Here is a 23,351-nt window from a genome sequence, read left to right on the forward strand (position 1 = left end):
GACCGGCTGAGAGGTCCGGGGCACCCGGCCCCGGACCTCGGCGCTATCCGGCAGCCCGCTACGGCCTCGGCGCTCTCCGGCAGCCCGCCGCCCCACCCGTTCCGTCCGGCGTTCTGTCCGGCGTTCCGCCCGCCTCAGCGGCGGTGCCACTCCAGCCGGGCGCGCATGGTACGGCCGTCCACCGCCCAGGTCCGGCCGAGCACGAGGCCGTCGCCGCTGAGCGTGATGTCCCGTACCTGTTCGGTGCCGGACCAGCTGGGGTCGGCGGCGATCGTCCGGGACTTCAATCAGCCGTGCCCGCAAGGGTCCGGGGAGGGGCGGGAGCGGTCGGGCCGGGCGTCCCACGGTCAGCCGGTGTCGGTCGGCCGGTCGGCCGGTCAGTGGGTCGGCCGTCAGCCGGGGAAGCGCAGATAGCGCGGTGGTACGGCGTCGGTGAGCCAGACGCCATTGGCGCTGACATGGAAGACCAGCCCGTCGTGGTGCATCGCCCCCGCGTCCACCGACAGGACCACGGGCCTGCCGCGGCGGGCGCCGACCCGGGTCGCGGTCTCGCGGTCGGGCGACAGATGCACATGGTGGCGGAACATGGGGCGCAGCCCCTCGGCCCGGATCGCGTCCAGATGGCGGGCGACCGTCCCGTGGTAGAGGTACGCGGGCGGCTCCGCCGGGGGCAGTTCCAGGTCGACCGTGACGGTGTGGCCCTGATTGGCGCGGATGCGGTCGCCGTCGACCGTGAAGCGCCGCTTGTCATTGACGGCCACGACATGGTCGAGTTCGGCGCGGGTGATACGGAAGCCGTGCTCGCCGGCCGCGCGGATCAGTTCGTCGACCGCCACCCAGCCGTTCGCGTCCAGGGCGATACCGATCCGCTCGGGCTGATGGCGCAGATGCTTGGAGAGATACTTCGACACCTTCACCGTGCGTCGTTCGTCGGGTACTCCGTTCATACGGACAGCGTGGCCGTGGTGTCGGCACACCGCCACTTATTTCCAAGTAGCCGTGGTTCACAGGTTTGATCCACAGCCAACTCAGGTTATCCACAGGGGATTTGCTGATCCTGTGGACAATGAGCCGACCGCTTAACCTATTTGATCAATATGGCCGCCTTGTCCGTCGGTTGAGGTGAGGACGCGTCCAAGGTCCTTGTATGGAGCTCCCGTTCGGTGGCCGCCGTGATGAAGGCCGCGATGTTCTCATCGCCTCCGCCCCGCCGCCGACCGGCCCGCCGCGCCCGCCGCCGCACGGGCCGCGGGGGAATGCGCGAGGTACTCGACGGCCCTGCGCAGTGAACCCTCCCGCGAGGGGTGGTACGACCGGCGGAGGTAGCGGGGTATCGCCGCGCCCAGGTCACGCCAGGGGGGCAGCAGCCCCTTGTCGATCGCCTTGTTGTGCTCACGTGGCGAATAGCGCGGCCGTCCGGCGAGCCCGGGGTCGTGCCGGATCAGATACGCGGCGCCCCAGATCCACAGCCACAGCAGTACGGGCGCGGTGATGCACATGGTGCCGACACGGCGGGCGTAGCGAGCGGGAGCCGGGCCGCCGCAGTGCTCGTACATGTCGAAGGCCACGGCACGGTGCTCGACCTCCTCCGCGCCGTGCCAGCGCAGCAGATCGAGCATGACCTCGTCGGCCCCCGCCCGGTCCAGCCCCTCCGCGCGCAGCACCCAGTCACCGAGCACCGCTGTGAACTGCTCTATCGCGGCGACGAACGCCAGCCGGTAGAGCAGCCATTTCCCGGCGGGGAAGGGGATCCCCCACGGCGGCTTCTCACCGAGGAGCCTCTCGAAGAGGAAGTCGACGCGCCGTGTGAACGCCTCGGTGCTCAGCTTCTGCTCGGTCAGATGGTCCAGTACGGAGGAGTGCTGCACGCTGTGCGTGGCCTCCTGCCCCATGAACCCCTTGACGTCCTTGAGCAGTTCGGGGTCGGTGACCAGCGGCAGCCCCTCCTTGAAGACCTTCACGAACCACCGCTCGCCCGCCGGCAGCAGCAGATGGAGCACATTGATGACATGGGTGGCCGTGGGCTCGTCCGGTATCCAGTGGAGGGGAGTCCCGTGCCAGTCGAACGACACCCGGCGCGGAACGATGGCGTAGTGCTCCCCGGCCGTCCCGGCTTCCGGAGCTTCCCCGGCTTCTCCTGCCTCGCGGGCTTCCCCGGCCGCCTCCCCGGCCGTCCCCGCCTTCCCGGCCGCCTTCCCGGCCACCCCGTTCTTCCCGGTCTTCACGGCCTCCCTGCCTTCCTCGCTCTCCTCGCCGGACTCGTACCTCCTCCGCCCCGCTCGCTTCCCGGCGCTCACAGCGGCGGCTCCACGCGGGCGATCGCGCGCAGCGCCCCGGGCGCGAGGCGGGACAGCAGGCGGGCTCCCCGGGCCTCGGGGGTGACCGGCACGACGGCCTGGTTCCGTACGACAGCCCGCAGCACGGCGTCGGCGACCTTCTCCGGCGGATAGTTGCGCAGCCCGTACAGCCGCGCGGTCTTCCTTCTGCGCCGCTCCTGCTCCTCGGCGGAGACGCCGGTGAAGCGCGCGGTGGAGGTGATGCCCGTGTTGACGAAACCGGGACAGATCGCGGAGACCCCGATGCCCTGCCCGGCCAGTTCGGCCCGCAGACACTCGCTGAGCATCAGCACCGCCGCCTTGGACGTGCTGTACGCGGGCAGCGCCTTCGAGGGCTGATAGGCCGCAGCCGACGCGGTGTTGACGATATGGCCGCCCTGGCCGCGCCTGGCCATCTGCTTGCCGAAGACGCGGCAGCCATGGATGACGCCCCACAGATTGACGTCCAGGACCTTCTTCCAGTCCTCGGCGGTGGTGTCGAGGAAGGCACCCGACAGCCCGATCCCCGCGTTGTTGACCAGGACATCGACGATGCCGTACTCGGTGGCGACCTTCTCCGCGAGCTTCTCCATGGCCTGCCCGTCACCGACGTCGGTCTGCTCGGCCCAGGCCTCCGGGGCTCCGATCAGCCGGGCCAGCTCCGCCGTTCTGGCCGCTCCCTCCCTGTCGAGGTCGACGGCCACGATCCGCGCGCCCGCCTCGGCGAACGCGAAGACGGTCGCCCGCCCGATACCGCCGGCCGCACCCGTGACCAGGACGAGCTGTCCCCCGAAACGCTGTTCGTACGCTCCGCCCGGCGCCGCTCCCGTACCGGCACCCGTACGCGCGCCCGTACCGCCCGCACCGCCCCCGCCGTCCGTACTCCCGGGCCGGTGCCCGCCGTTCTCGTGGGCCAGGACGAAGCCGGCGATCCAGGAGGCCAGTTGGTCCGGTCTGGTGCGGGGCACCCAGTGCCTGGCGGGCAGTGTGCGCCGTACCAGCCCCGGGGCCCACCGCTCCAGATCGTCGTAGAGCCGTTCCGACAGGAAGGCGTCGCCGGTCGGAGTGATGAGCTGGACGGGCGCGTGCGCGTAGGCGTCGGTACGCGGCCTGCTCAGCCGGGCGCGGACATTGTCCCGGTAGAGCCACGCACCGTGCGCGGCGTCCCTCGGCAGGGAGGACGTCGGATAGGACGTACCGGGGAGCTTCTCGGCCCGTCGCAGGATCGCCGGCCACCGCCTGCCGAGAGGCCCCCGCCAGGCCAGCTCGGGCAGCACGGGCGTATGCAGCGCGTAGACGTACCAGGACTTGGCTCCCTGGCCGAGCAGCTGAGCCACCCCACGTGGCGTGGGCCGCTTCGCCCGCCGCTTGATCCAGTGCCCCAGGTGGTCCAGCGAAGGTCCCGACATCGAGGTGAACGAGGCGATCCGCCCCTCGGTCCGCGCCACGGTCACGAACTCCCAGGCCTGTACGGAACCCCAGTCGTGGCCGACCAGATGGACCGGCCGGTCCGGGCTCACCGCGTCGGCCACCGCCAGGAAGTCGTCCGTCAGCTTCTCCAGCGTGAAGCCGCCGCGCAGGGGCGCGGGTGCCGTCGATCCGCCGTGTCCGCGTACGTCGTACAGCACCACATGGAAGTTCTCGGCGAGCCGCCCCGCGACCTCGGACCAGACCTCCTTGCTGTCGGGATAGCCATGCACGAGCAGCACGGCCGGCCGGGCCGGATCGCCCAGCTCGGCGACGCACAGCTCCACCCCGCCGGTCCGCACCCGGCGCTCCCGCGCCCCCTTCGGTCCCGTACTCATACGGCCTCCGCCCAGCGCCGCACATGCGGCAGATCGTCATCCAGCCAGAACGCGCTCTGCTCCGGATCCCGGGAGTCGGTGACCACCAGGATCTCCTCGAACTTCGCGCCCGTACCCCGGAATCCGAGGTGGGGTTCGACCGCCCACAGCCCCGGCGTGGGCGGGTGGTCGGAGAATCTGTACGGGCTCCACAGCGGCGACCAGCCGTCCCGGTGACCACGCAGCGCGTCGCCCGCCAGCCCCTTGAGCGACTGGGTGCCGAACCCGAGGACATGCGGTGACCAGCGGCGCTCCTTCACCCGGTCGACCTTGTGGGCGATGACACCGAAGGGGTAGGCCCGATGCCGGTTGGCATAGCCCTGCCGCATCATGAGCCGGTCCACGTCCTCGTAGATCTCGCGCAGCGTCCGCCGCTCGCGCACCTCCCGCAGGATCAGCTCGCGGTGCGTCCGCAGATCGGCGAGCAGCCGGTCGTGCAGGGGGTTGGGACCGAGACAGCCCGAGTAGCCGACATCCGCCGTGAAGCCCCGGTGGATGGGCGCGAGATCCAGGATGTACGGCATCCCCTCTTCCAGCCGGCGGCCGGTGGGAAAGAACTGGAGCGGTATCCGGAAGCCGACGAACGCCGTACGGTCCCCGAACCAGGCGAAGGGCAGATGGAACCAGTCGCGCACCCCACGGGCGCGCAGCCACGCACGCTGCATCCGCGCGGCCCCGCGCTCCGTCACCCCCGGCCCGAGCCGTGCGGAGACGGCCTCCGCGCACTCGTACGCCAGACGCTGGACGTCCCTGAATCCCCGCAGCTCCGCGGTCCGTCGATCCGTCACTGCATCGCCTCCCACCAGGCTGTGTGCGGTACGTGTTCGCAACGTGACACAGATGAATGCCACAGTGATGAATGTGACCATGGCCGACGACGGCGTCAAGCGCCGGGTCCTACCTGTGGACAACCGCTGTGGACCCAGGTGTGGACCGACGCGAACAGCCTGTGGACCGACGCGAACAGCCTGTGGACGGGCCGCCGATCGGCTGTGGATCAGCGGCGGACCGACCGCGGATCGGCGCGGACGACCGGCCGGCGCACCCGCTGCCCTTACGTCCCGCACCCGTTGCCCTTACGTCCCCCTTACGGGTCCCTACATCTGGAGACGGACACCGATACAGCCGCCAGGTCTGACGCCCCCTGTTGCCTTCGCCACTACGGTCGGACCGTGACTGTGATCGCGACAGAAGGCCTGAGTAAGCGGTTCCCCCGGGTAACCGCGCTTGACCGGCTCTCCTTGGACATCGGACCCGGTGTGACCGGTCTGGTGGGCGCCAACGGGGCCGGCAAGTCCACCATGATCAAGATCCTGCTGGGTCTTTCCCCCGCCACGGAAGGCCGGGCCACGGTGCTCGGGCTCGATGTCGCCACCAGCGGCAGCGCCATCCGCGAGCGTGTCGGATACATGCCCGAGCACGACTGCCTGCCGCCGGACGTCTCGGCCACCGAGTTCGTCGTCCATATGGCGCGCATGTCCGGACTCCCACCGACCGCGGCCCGTGAGCGCACCGCGGACACCCTGCGCCATGTCGGCCTCTACGAGGAGCGGTACCGCCCCATCGGCGGCTACTCGACCGGTATGAAGCAGCGCGTCAAGCTCGCTCAGGCGCTGGTCCACGACCCCCAGCTCGTCCTTCTGGACGAGCCGACCAACGGCCTCGACCCGGTCGGCCGCGACGAGATGCTCGGTCTGATCCGCCGAGTCCACACGGACTTCGGTATCTCCGTCCTGGTCACATCGCACCTCCTGGGCGAGCTCGAACGCACCTGTGACCATGTCGTCGTGATCGACGGCGGAACGCTGCTCCGCTCCAGTTCCACCAGTGACTTCACGCAGATCACCACGACCCTCGCGGTCGAGGTCACGGACACGGACGCGCACCCCGACGGCACGCTGGCGCTGCGCGAGGCCCTGACCACGGCCGGGCTGACCCTCCACGCGGGCATGGAGGAGGGGCTTCCCGGCGCGGGCCACATCCTGCTGATCGAGGCCAAGGGCGAGGAGACGTACGACGTCGTCCGCGACACGGTCGCCGGACTCGGGCTGGGGCTCGTACGGATGGAACAGCGGCGCCATCACATAGCGGAGGTCTTCCGCCCCCAGCAGGCCGCACAGCCGGCCGGGCACGAGACGGAGCACACATCGGTGAAGGGAGGCGCCCACGATGAGCACTGAGACCGAGAACGGTACGGCGGCCGGGTCCGGCTCCGCGGCTGGCTCCGCGGCCGGGGCCGGAGCCGGGACGACCCGGATCCACAACATCGGATACCGCAACTACGACGGGCCGCGCCTCGGCCGCGCCTACGCCCGCCGCTCCCTCTACTCGCAGTCCCTGCGCGGCGCGTACGGACTCGGCCGCTCGGCCAAGTCCAAGGTCCTGCCGATGATCCTCTTCGCGGTGATGTGCCTGCCCGCGGCGATCATCGTCGCGGTCGCCATCGCGACCAATCTCAAGACCCTGCCCCTCGACTACACCCGCTACGCGATCTTCACCCAGGCCGTCATCGGTCTCTATCTGGCCTCCCAGGCCCCGCAGTCCGTCTCCCGCGATCTGCGCTTCAAGACCGTGCCGCTCTACTTCTCCCGTCCGATCGAGCGCGTCGACTACGTGCTCGCGAAGTACGGGGCGATGGCCTCCGCCCTCTTCGTGCTGACGGGGGCGCCGCTCGTCATCCTCTACGCCGGTTCGCTGCTGGCCAAGATGGACTTCGCGGACCAGAGCAAGGGATTCGGTCAGGGGCTGGTATCGGTGGCGCTGCTCTCCCTGCTCTTCGGCGGACTCGGGCTGGTGCTGGCCGCTCTCACACCGCGCCGCGGCTTCGGCGTCGCCGCCGTGATAGCCACCCTGACCATCTCGTACGGCGCGGTCTCCACCCTCCAGGCGATCGCATGGAATTCGGACGCGACCGGCGCCGTCAAGTGGCTCGGCCTCTTCTCGCCGGTCACGCTCATCGACGGCGTACAGACCGCCTTCCTGGGCGCCACCTCCGCCTTCCCCGGCGAGGCGGGCCCCTCGGCCGGCGTGGGCGTGGTCTATCTGCTGGTCGTCCTCGCGCTCGTGCTCGGCTCGTACGCCGTTCTCATGCGCCGTTACCGGAAGGTCGGGCTGTGACCACCATCGATATCGAGCACACCTCGCGCTGGTTCGGCAATGTGGTGGCCGTCAACGACGTCACCATGACGATCGGCCCCGGGGTCACCGGACTGCTGGGCCCCAACGGCGCCGGCAAGTCCACCCTCATCAATATGATGGCGGGCTTCCTCGCGCCGTCCACGGGCACCGTCACCCTCGACGGGCAGCCGATCTGGCGCAACGAGTCCGTCTACCGGGAGATCGGCATCGTGCCGGAGCGGGAGGCGATGTACGACTTCCTCACCGGCTTCGACTTCGTCGTGGCCAACGCGGAACTGCACGGGCTGGGTGCGAAAGAGGCGCGTGCGGCGCTCGCCACGGTCGAGATGGAGTACGCGCAGGACCGCCGGATCGCCACCTACAGCAAGGGCATGCGCCAGCGGGTGAAGATGGCGTCCGCGCTGGTCCACGACCCGTCCGTACTGCTTCTGGACGAGCCGTTCAACGGGATGGACCCGCGTCAGCGGATGCAGCTCATGGATCTGCTGCGGCGTATGGGCGCCACGGGCCGCACCGTTCTCTTCTCCTCCCATATCTTGGAGGAGGTCGAGCAGCTCGCCTCGCACATCGAGGTGATCGTGGCCGGGCGCCATGCCGCCTCCGGGGACTTCCGCAAGATCCGCCGTCTCATGACCGACCGGCCGCACCGCTACCTCGTACGGTCCAGTGACGACCGCGCGCTCGCCGCCGCACTGATCGCCGACCCGTCGACGGCCGGTATCGAGGTGGACCTCGCCGAAGGCGCACTGCGCATCCAGGCGGTCGACTTCGGCCGGTTCACCGAACTGCTGCCGAGGGTCGCCCGGGAGCACTCCATCAGGCTGCTCACGGTCTCGCCCTCGGACGAGTCCCTCGAGTCGGTCTTCTCCTATCTCGTAGCGGCCTGAGCGGCCTGAAAGGAGCTGTGACGTCATGTACAACCCCACAGTCGCCCGGCTCACCTACCGGGCCCTGCTCGGCAGGCGCCGGGCCGCGATCCTCTTCGTACTGCCCGCGCTGCTGATCCTGATCGCGGCGGCGGTCCGGATGCTCAACGGCGCGGACGACCAGGTCGCGGTGGATGTGCTGGGCGGTTTCGCGCTCGCCACGATGGTGCCGCTGATCGGTGTCATCGCGGGGACCGGCTCGATCGGACCCGAGATCGACGACGGATCGATCGTCTATCTGCTCTCCAAGCCGGTGAAGCGGTCGTCGATCATCTTCACCAAGCTGATCGTGGCGATAGCCGTGACCATGGCGTTCTCCGCGGTCCCCACCTTCATCGCCGGATACGTGCTCAACGGCAACGGCCAGCAGATCGCGGTCGCGTACACGGTCGCGGCGCTCGTCGCCTCGATCGCGTACAGCGCGCTCTTCCTGCTGCTGGGTACGGTCAGCCGCCACGCGGTGGTCATCGGACTCGTCTACGCCCTGGTCTGGGAGACGCTCTTCGGCAGCCTGGTGGCGGGCGCGCGGACGCTCAGCGTTCAGCAGTGGGCGCTCGCGCTCGCCCAGCGGATCGCCGGTGAGGGCACGGTCACCTCGGACGTCGGCCTGCCGCTGGCGGTGGGCCTGTTGGCGGGGGTCTCGGTGGTGGCGACCTGGTACGCGGGCCAGAAGCTCCGGACACTGAAGCTCGCGGGCGAGGAGTAGGCGGGAGCCGCACCGGCGGCGGCAGCCCCTGCCCGGCGGGCCCTTGCCCGGCGGACAGGAGCTGCCGCCGCCTCGTGCTCGTGACTCGGCCGCGTAACGGTACGTTTATCGGCTCGTTGTTCAGCGTGCGTGGAGGCAACTGGAGTCCGTGACGTCGAGCGTTCGTGAAGCCGGGGATTGCCGGTGCCGGATCGAAAGCCGCACCGGTCATTGAGTGAGTAGCCACTGTGAGCCGACCTCCGCCCCTGAAGCCCGGGGAGAGGGCCGCCATCATCGGTTCACACATGGAAGGCATGAACATGCCACCAGAAGGTGCCCTGCTCGAATCGCGCTCGATGCGCGACAGCGTCATGGGGCGGGTCGAGGCGCTCGACAAGGTCAAGGCGTTGCGGCTGCTGCCGGACGGCGTACACATCACGACGGAGGGCGTGGCGCGCTACTTCGAAGTATCCACAGGCGTCATCAGGCAGTTGACCGCGCGGCATCGCGAGGAGCTGTCCGCGAATGGAATGCATGTGGTGCGAGGCTCTGACCTGCGCGAATATCAGAGTGACAAGATGTCACTCTCATCCGGGGAGGCCAAAAGTTATCCACAGCGGCGCTCCAGCCTCACCCTCTACACCCGCCGCGCCGTGCTCAACATCGCGATGCTTCTTCGCGACAGCGACATCGCCCGGTGCGTCCGTATGTATCTCCTCGACGCCGAGGACGATCTGCGCAAGGGGTACGCGAGCCTCGACCGGCGTGTGACCGATGCCGAGTCGTGCCTCGGCGGGGTCGGTGTCGCGCTTCAGGAACTGGGGCCGGTGCTGAACCGGATGTCGTACCGGCTCGACAGCCTCGACCGACGGCTCGATGCCACCAACCAGGTGGTCGGAGCCATCAGCAACCGGCTGTGCGAGATGTCCGCGGACATCAACCGGGTGGACGCCCGGATGGACGATGTCGTCCACCAGTTGAGGGATCTGCGCCGGAGCCGTAGCCGCCGCTGATTCAGCGCCGTCCCTCGCTGATCCATCGCCGTGGTCCACGTCCGTCCGCTGTATTTCCCGCTGTACCCCCGCGGGCGGACGTGGTCCACATCGCCGATATTCGGTGGCGGCGGATCGCCGCCCGGGGCACAGTGGTTCTGGCGGTGGTTCTGTCGGAACACACCTCCAGGACCGGGAGCGGAACACGGCGACGACTGGGATTCCGAGTCCGTCGAGTTCCCAGCAGGGCAGCACCGCGCAGGCACCGGAGTAGCCATCACTGCTCCGTGCTGCCGCCGGCGCGCTGCCCAGGGGCGGCCGCTTCGAGCGCGCATCCGCGCGGGCCGCCCCTCCCGGAGGATTGACCGAGCCGTCCGTACGGCAAGTGACCCGTGACCCGTACGGCTGACCCGTGAACCAGCCTGTGTTCGGGCGGGATCTGCGGGATGTGTCAGACGGGGCCTAGGTCCTGTCCGGTCGATCTTCGTGGGCCCGGAACGCCTGGCACGGCACCTCGCCGCGTTGTCGGAGTCACCCGAGTACATCCAGTACACGGGCGATCCTCCGCCTTGCGATGCACCGCGCCAGACGCCCCGGGCTGATCCACGAAGATCGACCGGACAGGACCTAGCCGAGCAGCAGTCTCTCCAGCACCACCGCGATACCGTCGTCGCCGTTCGACGCAGTGATCTCGTCCGCCACTGCCTTCAGTTCCTCGTGGGCGTTCGCCATCGCCACACCGTGCCGCGCCCACGCGAACATCGGGATGTCGTTGGGCATGTCGCCAAAGGCGATCGTGTCCGCCGCCGTGACGCCGAGGCGGCGCGCCGCCAGCGAGAGTCCGGTGGCCTTGTTCAGACCCAGCGGCAGGATCTCCACCACTCCGGCCCCCGCCATCACCACATCCACCAGAGTGCCGGCCGTCGCCCGCGCGACCCGCGCCAAGGCGTCGTCGTCCAGCTCCGGGTGCTGGATGTACACCTTGTTGAGCGGCGCGGCCCACATCTCCGCCGGGTCGTCGACGAAGACCGCGGGAAGCTCGTCGTCCAGCACCCGGTAACCGGGGCCGATCAGGACCTCGCCGTCGAGACCGTCCCGGCTCGCGGCGAGCGCCAGCGGGCCGGTCTCCGCCTCGATCTTGGACAGGGCCAGCCCGGCCAGCTGCCGGTCCAGCGTCACCGACGTCAGCAGCCGGTGCTCACCCGCGTGGTAGAGCTGCGCTCCCTGGCCGCACACCGCGAGGCCCTCGTAACCCAGGTCGTCCAGGATGTGCCGCGTCCAGGGCACGGCACGCCCGGTGACGATGATGTGCGCGGCTCCCGCCGCCGTGACCGCGGCGAGCGCCTCGCGGGTGCGTACGGACACCGTGTCGTCGGCACGCAGCAATGTGCCGTCGAGGTCGGTCGCGACCAGTCTGTACGGGAAAGAGGGCGGCGAAGACGACGGAAGCGGCGCCGTCGCCGACGCGGAGTCGGGGCCGGTGCTCACTTGGCGATCGGCTCCAGCACCTCACGGCCGCCGAGATACGGACGGAGCACCTCGGGCACCCACACCGAACCATCGGCCTGCTGGTGGTTCTCCAGGAGCGCCACGATCGTGCGCGGTACGGCGCAGAGCGTGCCGTTCAGCGTGGCCAGCGGCTTGATCTGCTTGCCGTCACGCATCCGGACGGAGAGCCGGCGGGCCTGGAAACCGTCGCAGTTCGACGCGGAGGTCAGCTCGCGGTACTTGCCCTGCGTCGGGATCCACGCCTCGCAGTCGAACTTGCGCGAGGCCGAGGCGCCCAGATCACCGGTCGCCACATCGATCACCTGGAAAGGCAGCCCCAGAGCGGTCAGCCACTGCTTCTCCCACTCCAGCAGCCGCTGATGCTCGGACTGCGCGTCCGCCGGGTCGATGTACGAGAACATCTCGACCTTGTCGAACTGGTGGACCCGGAAAATGCCCCGGGTGTCCTTGCCGTACGTACCGGCCTCGCGGCGGAAGCACGGCGAGAAGCCCGCGTACCGCAGGGGAAGCTTGTCGGCCTCGATGATCTCGTCCATGTGGTACGCGGCGAGCGGCACCTCCGACGTACCGACCAGGTAGAAGTCGTCCTTCTCCAGGTGGTACACGTTCTCCGCGGCCTGGCCCAGGAAGCCCGTGCCCTCCATGGCGCGCGGGCGGACCAGCGCCGGCGTCAGCATGGGGATGAAGCCGGCCTCCGTGGCCTGCCCGATCGCCGCGTTGACGAGGGCAAGCTCCAGCAGCGCGCCGACGCCTGTCAGATAGTAGAACCGCGAGCCGGAGACCTTGGCGCCCCGCTCGACATCGATGGCGCCCAGCGACTCGCCCAGCTCCAGATGGTCCTTGGGCTCGAAACCCTCCGCCGCGAAGTCCCGGATCGTGCCGTGCGTCTCCAGGACGACGAAGTCCTCCTCGCCGCCCACCGGGACGTCGGGGTGGACGATATTGCCGAGCTGGAGGAGCAGGCGCCTCGCCTCCTCGTCGGCGTCGTGCTGCTCGGCGTCGGCCGCCCTGACATCGGCCTTGAGCTGCTCCGCCTTCCTGAGCAGCTCGGCCTTCTCCTCGGCGGACGCCTTGGGGATCAGCTTGCCGAGGGACTTCTGCTCGGAGCGCAGCTCGTCGAAGCGGACGCCGGACGACCTGCGCCGCTCGTCGGCGGAGAGCAGGGCGTCGACAAGGCCGACGTCCTCTCCACGGGCGCGCTGGGAGGCGCGAACACGGTCGGGGTCCTCACGGAGCAGGCGAAGGTCAATCACCCCACCAGGCTACCGGTGCGCGCCGACACCGCCCCACCCGATATCAACAGGCGTAGCTCTTTGTCTGAATTGCCGCAATTGAGAAACCTGTCGGAAAATCCCGCGCCGGTTGCCCGTCGTTCGTCAATAAAGAAGGTTCAATTCGCCGGAACGAGGCACTCGGTGCTCGTCCGCTTGACCCACTTCCCTTACGGCGAAGGTGACTTGAGTGCCGGACGCCGAGCGTTGTCCACAGAGGTACACAGGGTCACGCAAGTTATCCACAGGCTGTGTGGGTGGTCTGTGGATTGCGGAAATAGGCGTTCTGTGGGCCGGGGATGCGGTGCGGAATTCCCTCGTAAACCCGCTTCACACACTCATTCGGGTGGGAATTGCCCGCCCCAACGAGTTGATCGCTGGAGTTGGGCTGACGCGGGCCCTGGTGACCCCTGTGGACGGACATCGGTGACCGGAGCGATTTGTCGACCCGGGCGGCTGCGGTTGTCGACTTGTCCCCAGGTCGAGAAGCATGCCTGTGGATAACTCTGGACTGTGTCCACAGGCGCACGGGCACCCCGAGGCACCCCGCCGTCAGGCGCCCTGTTGTCGGCGCCCTGCGGTCAGGCACCCCGCCGTCAGGCGCGGCCGTCCTGGCTGCGTGCCAGCCACTCCGCCGCTTCGATGAACTCCGTGTCCGAGGTCCCCGGTCGCAGTGTCGACACATCGGCCGCCGACACCCCCGCCCGCGGATACGAGCCGAGGAAGCGCACCTTGGGACAGATCCGCTTCAGTCCCATCAGCGCCTCGCCCACCCGCCGGTCCGAGATATGTCCCTCGGCGTCCACGGCGAAGCAGTAATTACCGATCCCCGCGCCGGTCGGCCGCGACTGGATCAGCATCAGGTTGACCCCGCGTACGGCGAACTCCTGGAGCAGTTCGAGCAGCGCGCCCGGGTGGTCGTCGCCCATCCAGATGACCACCGAGGTCTTGTCCGCGCCGGTCGGCGCCGAGGGGCGCGCGGGCCGGCCCACCAGGACGAAGCGCGTCTCCGCGTTCTCCGCGTCGTGGATCTCGGTGACCAGCGGTTCCAGACCGTACGTGGACGCCGCGAACTCACCCGCGAAGGCCGCGTCGAAGCGGCCCTCCTGCACCAGCCGCGCCCCGTCCGCGTTCGACGCGGCCGACTCCCACACCGCGTCCGGAAGCTGGTTCCGCAGCCAGTTGCGCACCTGCGGCTGGGCGACCGGGTGACCGGTCACCGTCTTCACGTCGGAGAGTGCGGTCCCGGGCCGTACGAGCAGGGCGAACGTGATCGGCAGCAGCACCTCGCGGTAGATCATCAGGGGCGCGCCGGAAGCCAGCTCGTCGAGCGTGGCCGTGACACCGCCCTCCACCGAGTTCTCGATCGGTACGAGTGCCGCCGCGGCATCGCCGTTCCGTACGGCGTCGAGAGCCGTCGGTACGGACACCATGGGGACGAGCTCGCGGGTGGCGGCTTCCGGGAGCGTACGGAGGGCGGCCTCCGTGAAGGTGCCCTCGGGGCCCAGATACGTGTAGCGCGTGGCCGACATACGGTCACCCTAATGGCCCGACGCGGCTCACGGCTCCTCGGCGGATTCCGGCCGCCCGCTCAGGACTCCAGCAGCCGCTGGCCCACGTACTCCCCCTGCCGCGCGCCCCCGGGCACCGCGAACAGTCCGCTCGCCTCGTGGCGGATGAACGCCGACAGCGCGTCCCCCCGGTCGAGCTTGCGCTGCACGGGTACGAACCCCTTGAGCGGATCGGCCTGCCAGCAGACGAAGAGCAGCCCCGCGTCAGGGGTCCCGTCCGCGCCGATCCCGTCGTGGAAGGAGAAGGGGCGGCGCAGCATCGCGGCCCCGCCGTTCGCCTCCGGCGTCGAGATCCTGGCGTGCGCGTTGGCGGGTATGACGGGCTTGCCGTCGGCTCCCAGCCGGTCGAGGTCCGGCTCCGTCGTCTCCGTACCGCCCGTGAGCGGGGCGCCGTCGGACTTGCGGCGGCCGATGACCTGCTCCTGCTTGCCGAGCGGGAGCTTCTCCCAGTCGTCGAGGAGCATACGGATACGCCGTACGACGGCGTACGAGCCGCCCGCCATCCAGGCCGGGGTGCCGGCCGCCGGGGCCGCCGGGACGAAGATCCGCCGGTCGAAGTCCGGCTCGGACGGCTTGGGGTTGCCCGTGCCGTCGATCTGGCCCATCAGATTGCGGCTGGTCATCGGATGCGGGGTCGCGCCGGGCGAACGGTTGAAACCGTTCATCTGCCAGCGCACCCGCGCCGCCCCGCCCGCGTCCTTCTGGAGCGTCCGCAGGGCGTGGAAGGCGACGAGGGCGTCGTCCGAACCGATCTGGATCCAGAGATCGCCGTTGCTCCGCCGGGCGTCGAGCTGGTCCGAGGAGAAGGCGGGCAGCGGGTCCAGGGCGGTGGGACGCCGGTCGGCCAGCCCCGTACGGTCGAAGAAGGTACGGCCGAAACCGAAGGTCACGGTGAGCGAGGAAGGCCCCGCGTTCAGGGCGATACCGGTGTCGCCGTCGGCGCCCCGCCCCCCGGCCGGCTCGCCGGCCATCAGCGCGCGCGCCGACTCCGACCAGCGGCGCAGCAGCGCTGCGGCCTCCTTCCGGCCGGCTCCCGGGGCCAGATCGAAGGCGATGAGATGGCCTCGGGCGTGCATCGGGGTGGTGATACCGGGCTGGTGCGCGCCGTGGAAGGGGACGGATTCCGCGCCGAGCGTGGTCAGCGCCGTCGCCGGCTCGGGGCGGGTCGCCGCGTACGCACCGGCCCCGCCCGCCGCTCCGAGCGCGAGTCCGGCGGCCCCGGCGGCGCTCGCGGTGCCGATCAGCCGCCGCCGGGAGATACCGGCGCGCGCCGGGCCGTCCGCCGGGCCGTCCGTCCGCCCTCGGCCGTCGCCCCCGGTGTCCCGGCCGTCCTCGCCGAGGTCCCGGTCGTCCCGGGCGTCCCGGCCGCCGGAGGTGTCCCGGGGGTCCCGGTCGTTCCGCTTGTCTTGGTCCTGTCGGGTCTCGCTCACGATGGGTCAGCCGATCTTCACGTTCTTGTCGACGGTCGTCTGGTCGATGTCGGAGGTCCGTACGGTCACCTGAAGCCGCCAGTCACCGGGCATCGGGATCTGCACGCTGTCCGCGCTCCAGTGTCCGGGAGCGAATCGGTCGGGGACGATCGGCAGCGGGCCGATCCGCTCCGCCGTGAGTGTGAAGGCGGCCTTCACCTCCGGCACGTCCAGGGGCTTCCCGTCGGCGCCGTCCACATAGATGTGCATCACATTGGCGCCGGAGCGGCCCGGGTCCAGGGTCAGCCGGATGGTGCCCTTGCCGTTCTGGCCGCCGGTGTCGAAGGGCATACGGACATCGACGGGCTCCGCGCTCGCGGCGGCGTCGGCCACGGTGCCGCCCGTGCGGCCCGCTTCCAGCTCGGCGGTACGGCCCGGCTCGGTGGACGTCAGCACGGTCGTGACGGCGAGGAGCACCACGGCGATCCCCGCCTCTGCCAGTACGGAACGGCGCAGTCCGGTCCGCGCGGGATCGGCGTCGCGGACGCGCTTCTGGCGTGCGCTCGCCAGCGCGGCTCGCTGCCGGGCCAGTTGGGTAGCTCTCTGACTGTCACCGACCACGGCCGTCGCGGTGACGGTGTCGGAGCCGGTCCTCCCCCCGGTCTTCGCCTCCGCCTCCGCCTCGACCTCAGCCTCAATGTCTGCCCCGACCTCTGCCCCGGCCTTCGCCCCGAGCTCTGTGTCCGCCTCCACCTCCGCCGCGTTCTCGGTGCCCGCCTCCACCTCCGCCAGCCGCCCCGTCCACCGCCGTGAGAACCAAGCGATTCCGACCAGCACGGCCACGAGTCCGACCTTGACCAACAGGAGCTGTCCGTATGCCGTTTCCCCGAGCGCCGACCATGATCCGACCTGACGCCAGGACTGGTAGAGCCCGGTCGCGGCGAGCACCACGACGCTGAGAAAGGCGGTGCGGGAGAAGCGTCGTACGGCCGCGCTGTCGATGAAGGGTGCCCGGTAGAGGGCGACGAGAAGCGCCGTGAGCCCGCCGAGCCAGACCGCCACGGCCAGCAGGTGCAGGACGTCCACCGGCATGGCGAGACCGGTCTGTATCCCGGTCGAGGCGTGCTCGGACAGCGCCCAGGTGGCGGCGATTCCGGCCGCGACGACCGTGCCGCCCATGGCGAGCCCGAAGGTGAGGTCCTTTCTCTCCTTGCGCTCCTCCTCGTCACGGGGCGACTCCCTCTTGGCGTACGCGCCGAAGAGGACGGCGACGAAGAGCGCCGCCGCGCCGAGGAGCAGCAGCCGGGAGACGAGCGCCGCACCGGTCTTGGTCGCGAGGACGTCCTGGAGTCCGTCGAGATCGAACGCGTCGCCCAGTTCGCCGGAGCCGGTGTACGGATTGCGCAGGAGCAGCAGGACGAGTGTGGCGGCGGTGAGGGCGAGCCAGCCCTGGACGACGAGCCGTTGCAGCGGCCGTACGGACGCACCGCGCTGCCAGCAGCCGAGTACGAAGGCGGCGCCGCCGACGAGCAGGATGAATCCGGCGTACGAGACATAGCGCGCCGCGCCGTACAGCGTGCCGACGAGTCCGCCGCCCGCCTCCTCGGCGGGCACGGTGGCGGTGGTCTCGGAGGGCGCTCCGATGGAGAAGGTGAAGGCGCCGGAGACGGGATGGCTGTCGGCGGAGACGGCCTGCCAGGCGACGGTGTAGGTGCCGTCGGGCAGTCCGGTCCGCAGGCCGACGCCGTAGCGCACGCTGCCCGTGTCGCTCAGATCGCGGATCTTGCCCGTGTCCGCGCGCTTGTTGCCGGGATCGAGTACACGGATGGAGTTGTCGCCCATGGCGATCTGTTCGGAGAAGGTGAGGGTGATGTCCTTGGGAGCGGAGGCGACCACCGCCCCGTCCTCGGGGCTGCTCCCGGTCAGCGCGGCATGCGCCGACGCCGTGCCGGAGAGCACGGTGAAGACGGTGCCGAGCAGCACCGTGGTGACGAGCAGCAGTCGCGTCAGGATCGCTTGCCCGGGTGCTTGCCCGAGGCGCGGGGCGGTGGCTGTCATGACGTCTCAGTCCCTCACTGCTGGGCCGGGTTGTAGGTGGTCTCCTTCACGGGAAGTTCGACCGTGATGGGGTCGGCCTTCTCGAAGTGCAGTTCGATGCTGACGTTCTCCCCTTGCCGGGGACGGTGCTTGATATCCATGAACATGATGTGGTTGCCCCCGCGTTCGAGATCCAACTCGCCGTCGGCCGGGATGTCGAAGGACGCCACCTTCATCATTTTCTGGTTCTCGGTCTTGTGGATGGTGATGTCGTCGGAGAGGTCGCCGGTGACGGAGGTGAGCTTGTCGGCGGCGCCGCCGCTGTTGGTGATGGTGAGAAATCCGGCCGCGAGGTCACTGACGGGCTGGGGCATATAGCCGCTGCTGACGGAGAGTTCGGGCGGCCCGGACGAACCGCCGTCGGAGGAACAGCCGGCCAGTGTGAGCGTGGCCGTGAGGCCGAGGGCGAGTGCGAGCGGAGTACGGCGGTTCACGGGGTCTCGCCCTTGACGATCTTCGGCAGATCCTTGGCGTAGTCGTCCGCGGAGGCGTCCTCGCCGTAGAGGAGATAACCGGCGTCGGTCTTCGGGGAGAAGGCGATGACCTGCGCGCCGTGCATGGAGACCACGCTGCCGTCCTTCTCCTTCTTCGCCGGGTCGATACCGATCCCCAGTTGACGGGCGCCCGCCTGGATCGTGGGGAAGTCACCGGTGAGTCCGACGAAGGAGGGATCGCCCGCGCTGGGGAGCCACTTGGCGAGTTCGGCGGAGGTGTCACGCTCGGGGTCGGTGGTGACGAAGACCACCTGGAGCTTGTCCTGGTCGGCCTTGGGGAGCGACTTTCTGGCGATGGCGATGTTGCTCATCGTCAGCGGGCAGACGTCCGGGCAGTTGGTGTAGCCGAAGTAGATCAGTGTCGGCTTGCCCTTGGTCCGCTCGCGGAAGTCGTAGTCCTCGCCCTTGGTGTCCTTGAGGACGAGGTTCGGCTTCTCGAAGGGCTGGTCCAGCACCGTCGCCGCTTCGGTCTTCTGCTGGACGGAGACATCGGCGATCGACTTCGGGGAGTCGTCGCCGCTGCCGCAGGCGGTCAGGGCGAGTGCGGCGGCCACCGCCAGGGCGGCGGCCGAGGGCAGGGTTTTCTTGCGCATGAAGGGAGTTCCTGGTCGGGGAGTACGGGCACCGGGCACGCGGGGCCGGGAAGTTCCGGCCCCGCGTGCCTCGGGCGCCTCGGTTACATGGAGCCTCACGCGTCAGCCGCAGGGCGGCCGTACGTCAGGCGTATGCCGGAAAAGCGCGGTCGGGCAACGGATCAGGCAACTGATTGGGCAACTGATTGGGCAGCGGATCGGGCAGCGGATCGGCCAGCGGGTCGGGCGGCGCGTCAGGAGGTACGACGCCGGCCGGCCAGGACACCGAAGGCCACCCCGGCGACACCGACGCCGATGCCGACGATGCCCAGCACCCGGGCGGTGGTGTCGCTGCTGTCGGCGGAGGCCGTCCCGGTCGTCACGTCGGTCGTCACGTCATGGGGCGCGTCCGCGGTCTTCGTGTCGTCGTGATCCGAGGCCGCCCCGGTGCCGGCCTGGTCCGCCGCCGCGCCGTGCTCGTCGCCCGTGGCCGCGGTGAGCTTCAGTACGGGCGCGGGGCTCTCGGGCTCCGCCGCGCCTTCCTTGGGCTCCTCGATCCAGCGGACGACCTCCTTGTTGTCGTACGTCTGGAGGGCTTTGAACACCAGTTGGTCGGCGTCCTCGGGAAGCTGTCCGACGGAGAGGGGGAACTGCTGGAACTGTCCGGGGCCGATCTTGCCGCCGTCGGCGGTCCAGGTGACCTTGGAGACCGCCTCGGTGATCGTGTTGCCGTGCAGCTCCAGCGGCTTGGCGAGCTTGCTCTTGGTGACGTCGATCTTCCAGCCGGGCACCGGCTGCGGCATCACGGACGCCAGCGGGTGGTCGGTGGGGAAGTTCACTTCGAGCTTGGTGGTGGAGGCGTCGTCGCGCTCGTTGGGGACCTTGAAGTTGATCGTGGCGTAGCCGCCCTTGGCGGCCGGGCCCTGCGGCTGGACGCTGACATGAGCGGAGGCGGGGCCCGCCAGCAGCAGAAGAGCGGTCGCGGCGACGCCACCGGCGACGGAGAGACGAGTGAGGTTCTTGGCCGCGGACCCTGAGGAGAAGGCGGAGAACGTTGAGAACACGGAACACTCCACGGTGTGGGGAGAAGGTGATCGGGCAGATGCGCCGTGGCGCGGACGCGCGACGGCGGCGCGACCTCACCCCCGTCCGCCACGGCCGTCATGCGGACACGCACCTGTGCGTACGGGCCGTGTCCCTGCGGACGCGGCGGCGTGAGCACTTGGGTACGTGAGCGCGCGTGAGGCCTGTGGACGTGAGGGAGGGAGAGATACGTCGCGTCAGGCTGCGAGAGCGAGGGCCGTGGGAGGGCCGCGCCTGATCACCGTGTGCTGGAGTGTCGCCCCGGCGGGCACCGGAGGAGCGGCGTACGAGGTACGGGGAGCGCGTGCCTTCGGTGCGTGCGCGCCGGACAGCCCGGCGCGCAGGGCCCGTACGAGCGCCAGGGCCGCACGCAGGGCGCGCAGTGAGGCACTCTCCGTCATCTCGCTGATCCCGTGCGCCGAGAGCCGTGTGAGCCGGACCAGCGCGAGATCCCCGCGGCGCAGCACCCAGCCGGTCGCGAGGGCGGCCAGCAGATGCCCGAGCACCATCGGCAGGGAGGGAAGCAACCCGTCGGCGGAGTGCCCGGCGGCCGAACCGGTGGCCGAGGAAGAGCCCGCTGCCCCGATCGCGGCCATCAGATGCTGATGGGCCCCCGCCATCGCCCCGGAACCCGTGACCGTGGCCGCGCCCGCTGCCGTGCCCGCGTCGGCTGCCGTGCCCATGCCCATGCCCGAACCCGCCGGGTTGAGCCCCGCGTTGGCCACGATCCGCTGTGCGTCGACAGCGCTCAGCGAGGCCGGGCCCGCGCCGCAGACCAGTTTCGCGGCCAGTCTGATCAACGTGTCGTCGGTCCCCGCCGGCACCGTGAGATGCCGCTGACCGAGGCCGAACACGCTGTGCAGAGCGAGCTGTCCGACCGTCAGGGCCAGCACGATGGAGGGTGTCGAACGCGCGCGTCCGGCCAGTGGCGCCGCGACGGCGAAGACGGCGAGGAAGCCGAGGAGCAGGGTCCACCAGGGGACGGGGGCACAGGAGGCCAGTACATGTCCGGTCGCCGACAGCACGACACAGACCGCGGTGAACACCGCGGCCCTCAGCAGCCGCGGAGCGGCTCCGGCGCGTACGAGACGAGCAGACATGGCCGGGCCATCATCGCACTGCGCCTCCGGGTGCCATAGGGCAGGTCCGGAAGGTCGTCCTCTGTCCCATACACCGCCATGCGCCACGTTCGCGTCCGCCGAATGGGGGCTATCACGTCAACCGCGTGCTTACGACCCCCCAAGGGGGGCAATACGTATCGGTATGTCGAGCCGCAGCCAGAAAGGCTGGAGCATGAGCATCTGGTGGTCTCTCCACTTGCGGCGCGAAGCCGCGAGCGTTCCGCTCGCCCGTCACCTTCTGCTCGGTGCCATGGAGACCGCGGGGGTCGACCCCGACATCTCCTTCGATCTCTCGGTCGCCCTCAGCGAAGCCTGTGCGAACGCCGTCGAGCACGGCGGTACGGGTGAGGACAGCGGGGACGACGAGGACGGACGTTTCACCGGGGCACCCGGGGCATACCGGGTGACCGCGTATCTGGACGGCGAGCGATGCCGTATCGAAGTGGCCGATTCCGGCCCCGGTTTCCCTGCCCGACGGGTGGTCCGCCGCCCCGCGCCCCCGCCCGCCCCCACCGCCGAGAGCGGCAGAGGACTGGGCCTGATCGAACAACTCGCTGATCATGTGCATTTCCGCAATAAACCGGGGCACGGCGCGGTGGTCAGCTTCGACAAGATCCTCAAATGGCGGGAGGACGCCCTGCTCAGAGCCATGTGAGCCCGAGCAGCGCGCCCTCCGTGCCCGGCCGTCGAGTCCGTCCGGTCCGTCGAGTCCGCCGGGTCCGTCCGGTCCGTCGAGTCCGTCAGGTCCGTCGCATCCGCTTCAGCCGTCAGGCCTGCTTGAGGCCCGCCATCCAGGCCTCCACCTCGTCGGCCCGGCGCGGCAGCCCCGCCGACAGATTGCGGTTCCCGTCCTCCGTGACGAGGATGTCGTCCTCGATCCGGACACCGATACCGCGGTACTCCTCGGGCACGGTCAGATCATCGGCCTGGAAGTAGAGCCCCGGCTCGACGGTGAGGCACATCCCCGGCTCCAGCGTTCCGTCCACGTACACCTCCCTGCGCGCGGCAGCGCAGTCGTGCACGTCCAGACCGAGCATGTGCCCCGTGCCGTGCAGCGTCCAGCGGCGCTGGAGGCCCAGCTCCAGGACCTTCTCGACCGGCCCTTCGAGCAGACCCCACGCCACGAGCTTCTCGGCGAGGACACGCTGCGAGGCGTCGTGGAAGTCGCGGTACTTCGCACCGGGCTTCACCGCCGCGATACCGGCCTCCTGGGACTCGTACACCGCGTCGTAGATCTTCCGCTGAAGCTCGCTGTAGCGGCCGTTGACCGGCAGCGTGCGCGTGACATCGGCCGTGTAGAGGGTGTGCGTCTCCACACCGGCGTCGAGCAGCAGCAGATCGCCGGAGCGTACGTCGCCGTCGTTGCGCACCCAGTGCAGGGTGGTGGCGTGCGGTCCCGCCGCGCAGATCGAGCCGTAACCGATGTCGTTCCCCTCGACGCGGGCGCGCAGGAAGAACGTTCCCTCGATGTAGCGCTCGCTGGTCGCCTCCGCCTTGTCGAGGATCTTCACGACGTCCTCGAAGCCGCGCACGGTGGAGTCGACGGCCTTCTGGAGTTCGCCGATCTCGAAGTCGTCCTTCACGGCGCGCGCCTCGGAGAGGTAGACGCGCAGCTCCTCGTCGCGCTCAGCCGTCACCTTGTCGGTCAGCGCGGCCTCCACGGAGGCGTCGTGCCCACGGACGTTACGGACCGGGCCCGTCGCCTCCTTGAGGGCGGCGGCCACTTTGCGTACGTCCTTGGCGGGGATGCCCAGCAACTGCTCGGCCTCGGCGAGTGAGTGCCGGCGGCCGACCCACAGCTCGCCCTGGCCGTCGAGCCAGAACTCGCCGTTCTCCCGGTTGGAGCGCGGCAGCAGATAGACCGTCGCGTCGTGCCCGTCGTCCTTCGGCTCCAGTACGAGAACGCCGTCGTGGGTCTGGTCGCCGGTCAGGTACGTGTACTCGGTGGAGGCGCGGAAGGCGTACTCGGTGTCGTTGGACCGGGTCCTGAGATTGCCGGCGGGGATCACCAGGCGCTCGCCGGGGAAGCGCGCGGAGAGCGCGGCGCGGCGCGCGGCGGTGTGGGACGCCTGTGCGATCGGCTCCAGGCCGTGCAACTCGGTGTCGGCCCAGCCGGACTTCATGATTTCTGCGAGCTCGTCGGACACGCCCGGGGTCAAACCGTTCTTCCTCGTCTTGATCGGTTCTTCTTCGGCCTCCGGGGTTTCCGGAGTCTCCGGTTCCGGGGTTGCCGGGGTCTCCTGGGTGAGCTCGTCAGCCACGTCTTCTCCTCATAAGGCTATGAATCCAGACCATCTTTTCCATCGTATGTGCGGGGGGAAGAC

General features: G+C 69.8%; 21 protein-coding genes. 6 read left to right on the top strand and 15 right to left on the bottom strand.

Annotated features, from left to right (window positions below):
* Window positions 1-134: 134 nt before the first annotated feature.
* The 5 genes from OG214_RS20140 to OG214_RS20160 form a co-directional block, all read right to left on the bottom strand.
* A complete protein-coding gene (locus tag OG214_RS20140; RefSeq protein WP_405985522.1) occupies window positions 135-287 on the bottom strand; it encodes a hypothetical protein in 153 nt (50 codons plus the stop codon).
* Window positions 288-392: 105 nt separating this feature from the next.
* Complete coding sequence (locus OG214_RS20145; protein WP_405985523.1) at window positions 393-947, bottom strand: RNA 2'-phosphotransferase; 555 nt, start codon at window positions 945-947, stop codon at window positions 393-395.
* Window positions 948-1,193: 246 nt separating this feature from the next.
* Window positions 1,194-2,087, bottom strand: coding sequence for a metal-dependent hydrolase (locus OG214_RS20150; RefSeq protein ID WP_405987554.1), 894 nt, complete (start codon window positions 2,085-2,087; stop codon window positions 1,194-1,196).
* A gap of 206 nt (window positions 2,088-2,293) precedes the next feature.
* On the bottom strand, window positions 2,294-4,120 hold the full coding sequence (locus OG214_RS20155) for an SDR family oxidoreductase (RefSeq protein WP_405985524.1): 1,827 nt from the start codon (window positions 4,118-4,120) through the stop codon (window positions 2,294-2,296).
* Window positions 4,117-4,947: a M24 family metallopeptidase gene (locus tag OG214_RS20160; protein ID WP_405985525.1), complete on the bottom strand. Its 831-nt coding sequence runs from the start codon at window positions 4,945-4,947 to the stop codon at window positions 4,117-4,119. Before OG214_RS20160 ends, OG214_RS20155 begins: the two co-directional genes overlap by 4 nt.
* 390 nt (window positions 4,948-5,337) lie before the next feature.
* Between OG214_RS20160 and OG214_RS20165 the strand changes: the two genes are divergently transcribed.
* The 5 genes from OG214_RS20165 (at window position 5,338) to OG214_RS20185 (ending at window position 9,921) form a co-directional block, all read left to right on the top strand.
* Window positions 5,338-6,339, top strand: coding sequence for an ABC transporter ATP-binding protein (locus OG214_RS20165; protein ID WP_363081359.1), 1,002 nt, complete (start codon window positions 5,338-5,340; stop codon window positions 6,337-6,339).
* Window positions 6,329-7,276 (top strand): ABC transporter permease, encoded by a 948-nt coding sequence (locus tag OG214_RS20170; RefSeq protein ID WP_405985526.1) that lies wholly within the window; start codon window positions 6,329-6,331, stop codon window positions 7,274-7,276. The genes OG214_RS20165 and OG214_RS20170 overlap by 11 nt, the downstream gene beginning before the upstream one ends.
* Window positions 7,273-8,184, top strand: coding sequence for an ABC transporter ATP-binding protein (locus OG214_RS20175; protein WP_363081340.1), 912 nt, complete (start codon window positions 7,273-7,275; stop codon window positions 8,182-8,184). The genes OG214_RS20170 and OG214_RS20175 overlap by 4 nt, the downstream gene beginning before the upstream one ends.
* Before the next feature lie 25 nt (window positions 8,185-8,209).
* Window positions 8,210-8,929 carry an ABC transporter permease gene (locus tag OG214_RS20180; protein WP_363081339.1) on the top strand — a complete coding sequence of 240 codons (720 nt, stop codon included), beginning with the start codon at window positions 8,210-8,212 and terminating at the stop codon, window positions 8,927-8,929.
* A 299-nt stretch (window positions 8,930-9,228) separates the two neighbouring features.
* Window positions 9,229-9,921 carry a hypothetical protein gene (locus OG214_RS20185; protein ID WP_405985527.1) on the top strand — a complete coding sequence of 231 codons (693 nt, stop codon included), beginning with the start codon at window positions 9,229-9,231 and terminating at the stop codon, window positions 9,919-9,921.
* 606 nt (window positions 9,922-10,527) lie between these two features.
* Here the strand turns inward: OG214_RS20185 and OG214_RS20190 are convergent.
* The 9 genes from OG214_RS20190 to OG214_RS20230 form a co-directional block, all read right to left on the bottom strand.
* A complete protein-coding gene (locus OG214_RS20190; protein WP_363083166.1) occupies window positions 10,528-11,388 on the bottom strand; it encodes an HAD family hydrolase in 861 nt (286 codons plus the stop codon).
* The gene (gene serS, locus OG214_RS20195) at window positions 11,385-12,662 is read right to left on the bottom strand and encodes a serine--tRNA ligase (protein WP_363083165.1); all 1,278 of its coding nucleotides are present in this window, start codon (window positions 12,660-12,662) and stop codon (window positions 11,385-11,387) included. Before serS ends, OG214_RS20190 begins: the two co-directional genes overlap by 4 nt.
* Before the next feature lie 614 nt (window positions 12,663-13,276).
* Complete coding sequence (pheA, locus tag OG214_RS20200) at window positions 13,277-14,212, bottom strand: prephenate dehydratase (protein WP_363083164.1); 936 nt, start codon at window positions 14,210-14,212, stop codon at window positions 13,277-13,279.
* Window positions 14,213-14,271: 59 nt separating this feature from the next.
* Window positions 14,272-15,510: an iron uptake transporter deferrochelatase/peroxidase subunit gene (gene efeB / locus OG214_RS20205; RefSeq protein ID WP_405987555.1), complete on the bottom strand. Its 1,239-nt coding sequence runs from the start codon at window positions 15,508-15,510 to the stop codon at window positions 14,272-14,274.
* Window positions 15,511-15,687: 177 nt separating this feature from the next.
* Window positions 15,688-17,718: a copper resistance protein CopC gene (locus OG214_RS20210; RefSeq protein ID WP_405985528.1), complete on the bottom strand. Its 2,031-nt coding sequence runs from the start codon at window positions 17,716-17,718 to the stop codon at window positions 15,688-15,690.
* Window positions 17,719-17,732: 14 nt separating this feature from the next.
* A complete protein-coding gene (locus tag OG214_RS20215) occupies window positions 17,733-18,191 on the bottom strand; it encodes a copper chaperone PCu(A)C (RefSeq protein ID WP_405985529.1) in 459 nt (152 codons plus the stop codon).
* Window positions 18,188-18,844, bottom strand: a complete 657-nt coding sequence (locus tag OG214_RS20220; protein WP_363083161.1) for an SCO family protein — start codon at window positions 18,842-18,844, stop codon at window positions 18,188-18,190. The genes OG214_RS20215 and OG214_RS20220 overlap by 4 nt, the downstream gene beginning before the upstream one ends.
* A 233-nt stretch (window positions 18,845-19,077) precedes the next feature.
* Window positions 19,078-19,887, bottom strand: coding sequence for a YcnI family protein (locus OG214_RS20225; protein WP_363083160.1), 810 nt, complete (start codon window positions 19,885-19,887; stop codon window positions 19,078-19,080).
* A 216-nt stretch (window positions 19,888-20,103) separates the two neighbouring features.
* Window positions 20,104-21,006 carry a hypothetical protein gene (locus OG214_RS20230; RefSeq protein ID WP_405985530.1) on the bottom strand — a complete coding sequence of 301 codons (903 nt, stop codon included), beginning with the start codon at window positions 21,004-21,006 and terminating at the stop codon, window positions 20,104-20,106.
* 193 nt (window positions 21,007-21,199) lie between these two features.
* Between OG214_RS20230 and OG214_RS20235 the strand changes: the two genes are divergently transcribed.
* Entirely contained in the window at window positions 21,200-21,682 is a 483-nt protein-coding gene (locus tag OG214_RS20235) for an ATP-binding protein (protein ID WP_363083158.1), read from the top strand.
* Window positions 21,683-21,794: 112 nt separating this feature from the next.
* Here the strand turns inward: OG214_RS20235 and OG214_RS20240 are convergent, their stop codons facing one another.
* Entirely contained in the window at window positions 21,795-23,288 is a 1,494-nt protein-coding gene (locus tag OG214_RS20240) for an aminopeptidase P family protein (protein ID WP_363083157.1), read from the bottom strand.
* Window positions 23,289-23,351: the final 63 nt, after the last annotated feature.

This window comes from Streptomyces sp. NBC_00872 (assembly GCF_045161915.1).
Lineage (GTDB): Bacteria > Actinomycetota > Actinomycetes > Streptomycetales > Streptomycetaceae > Streptomyces.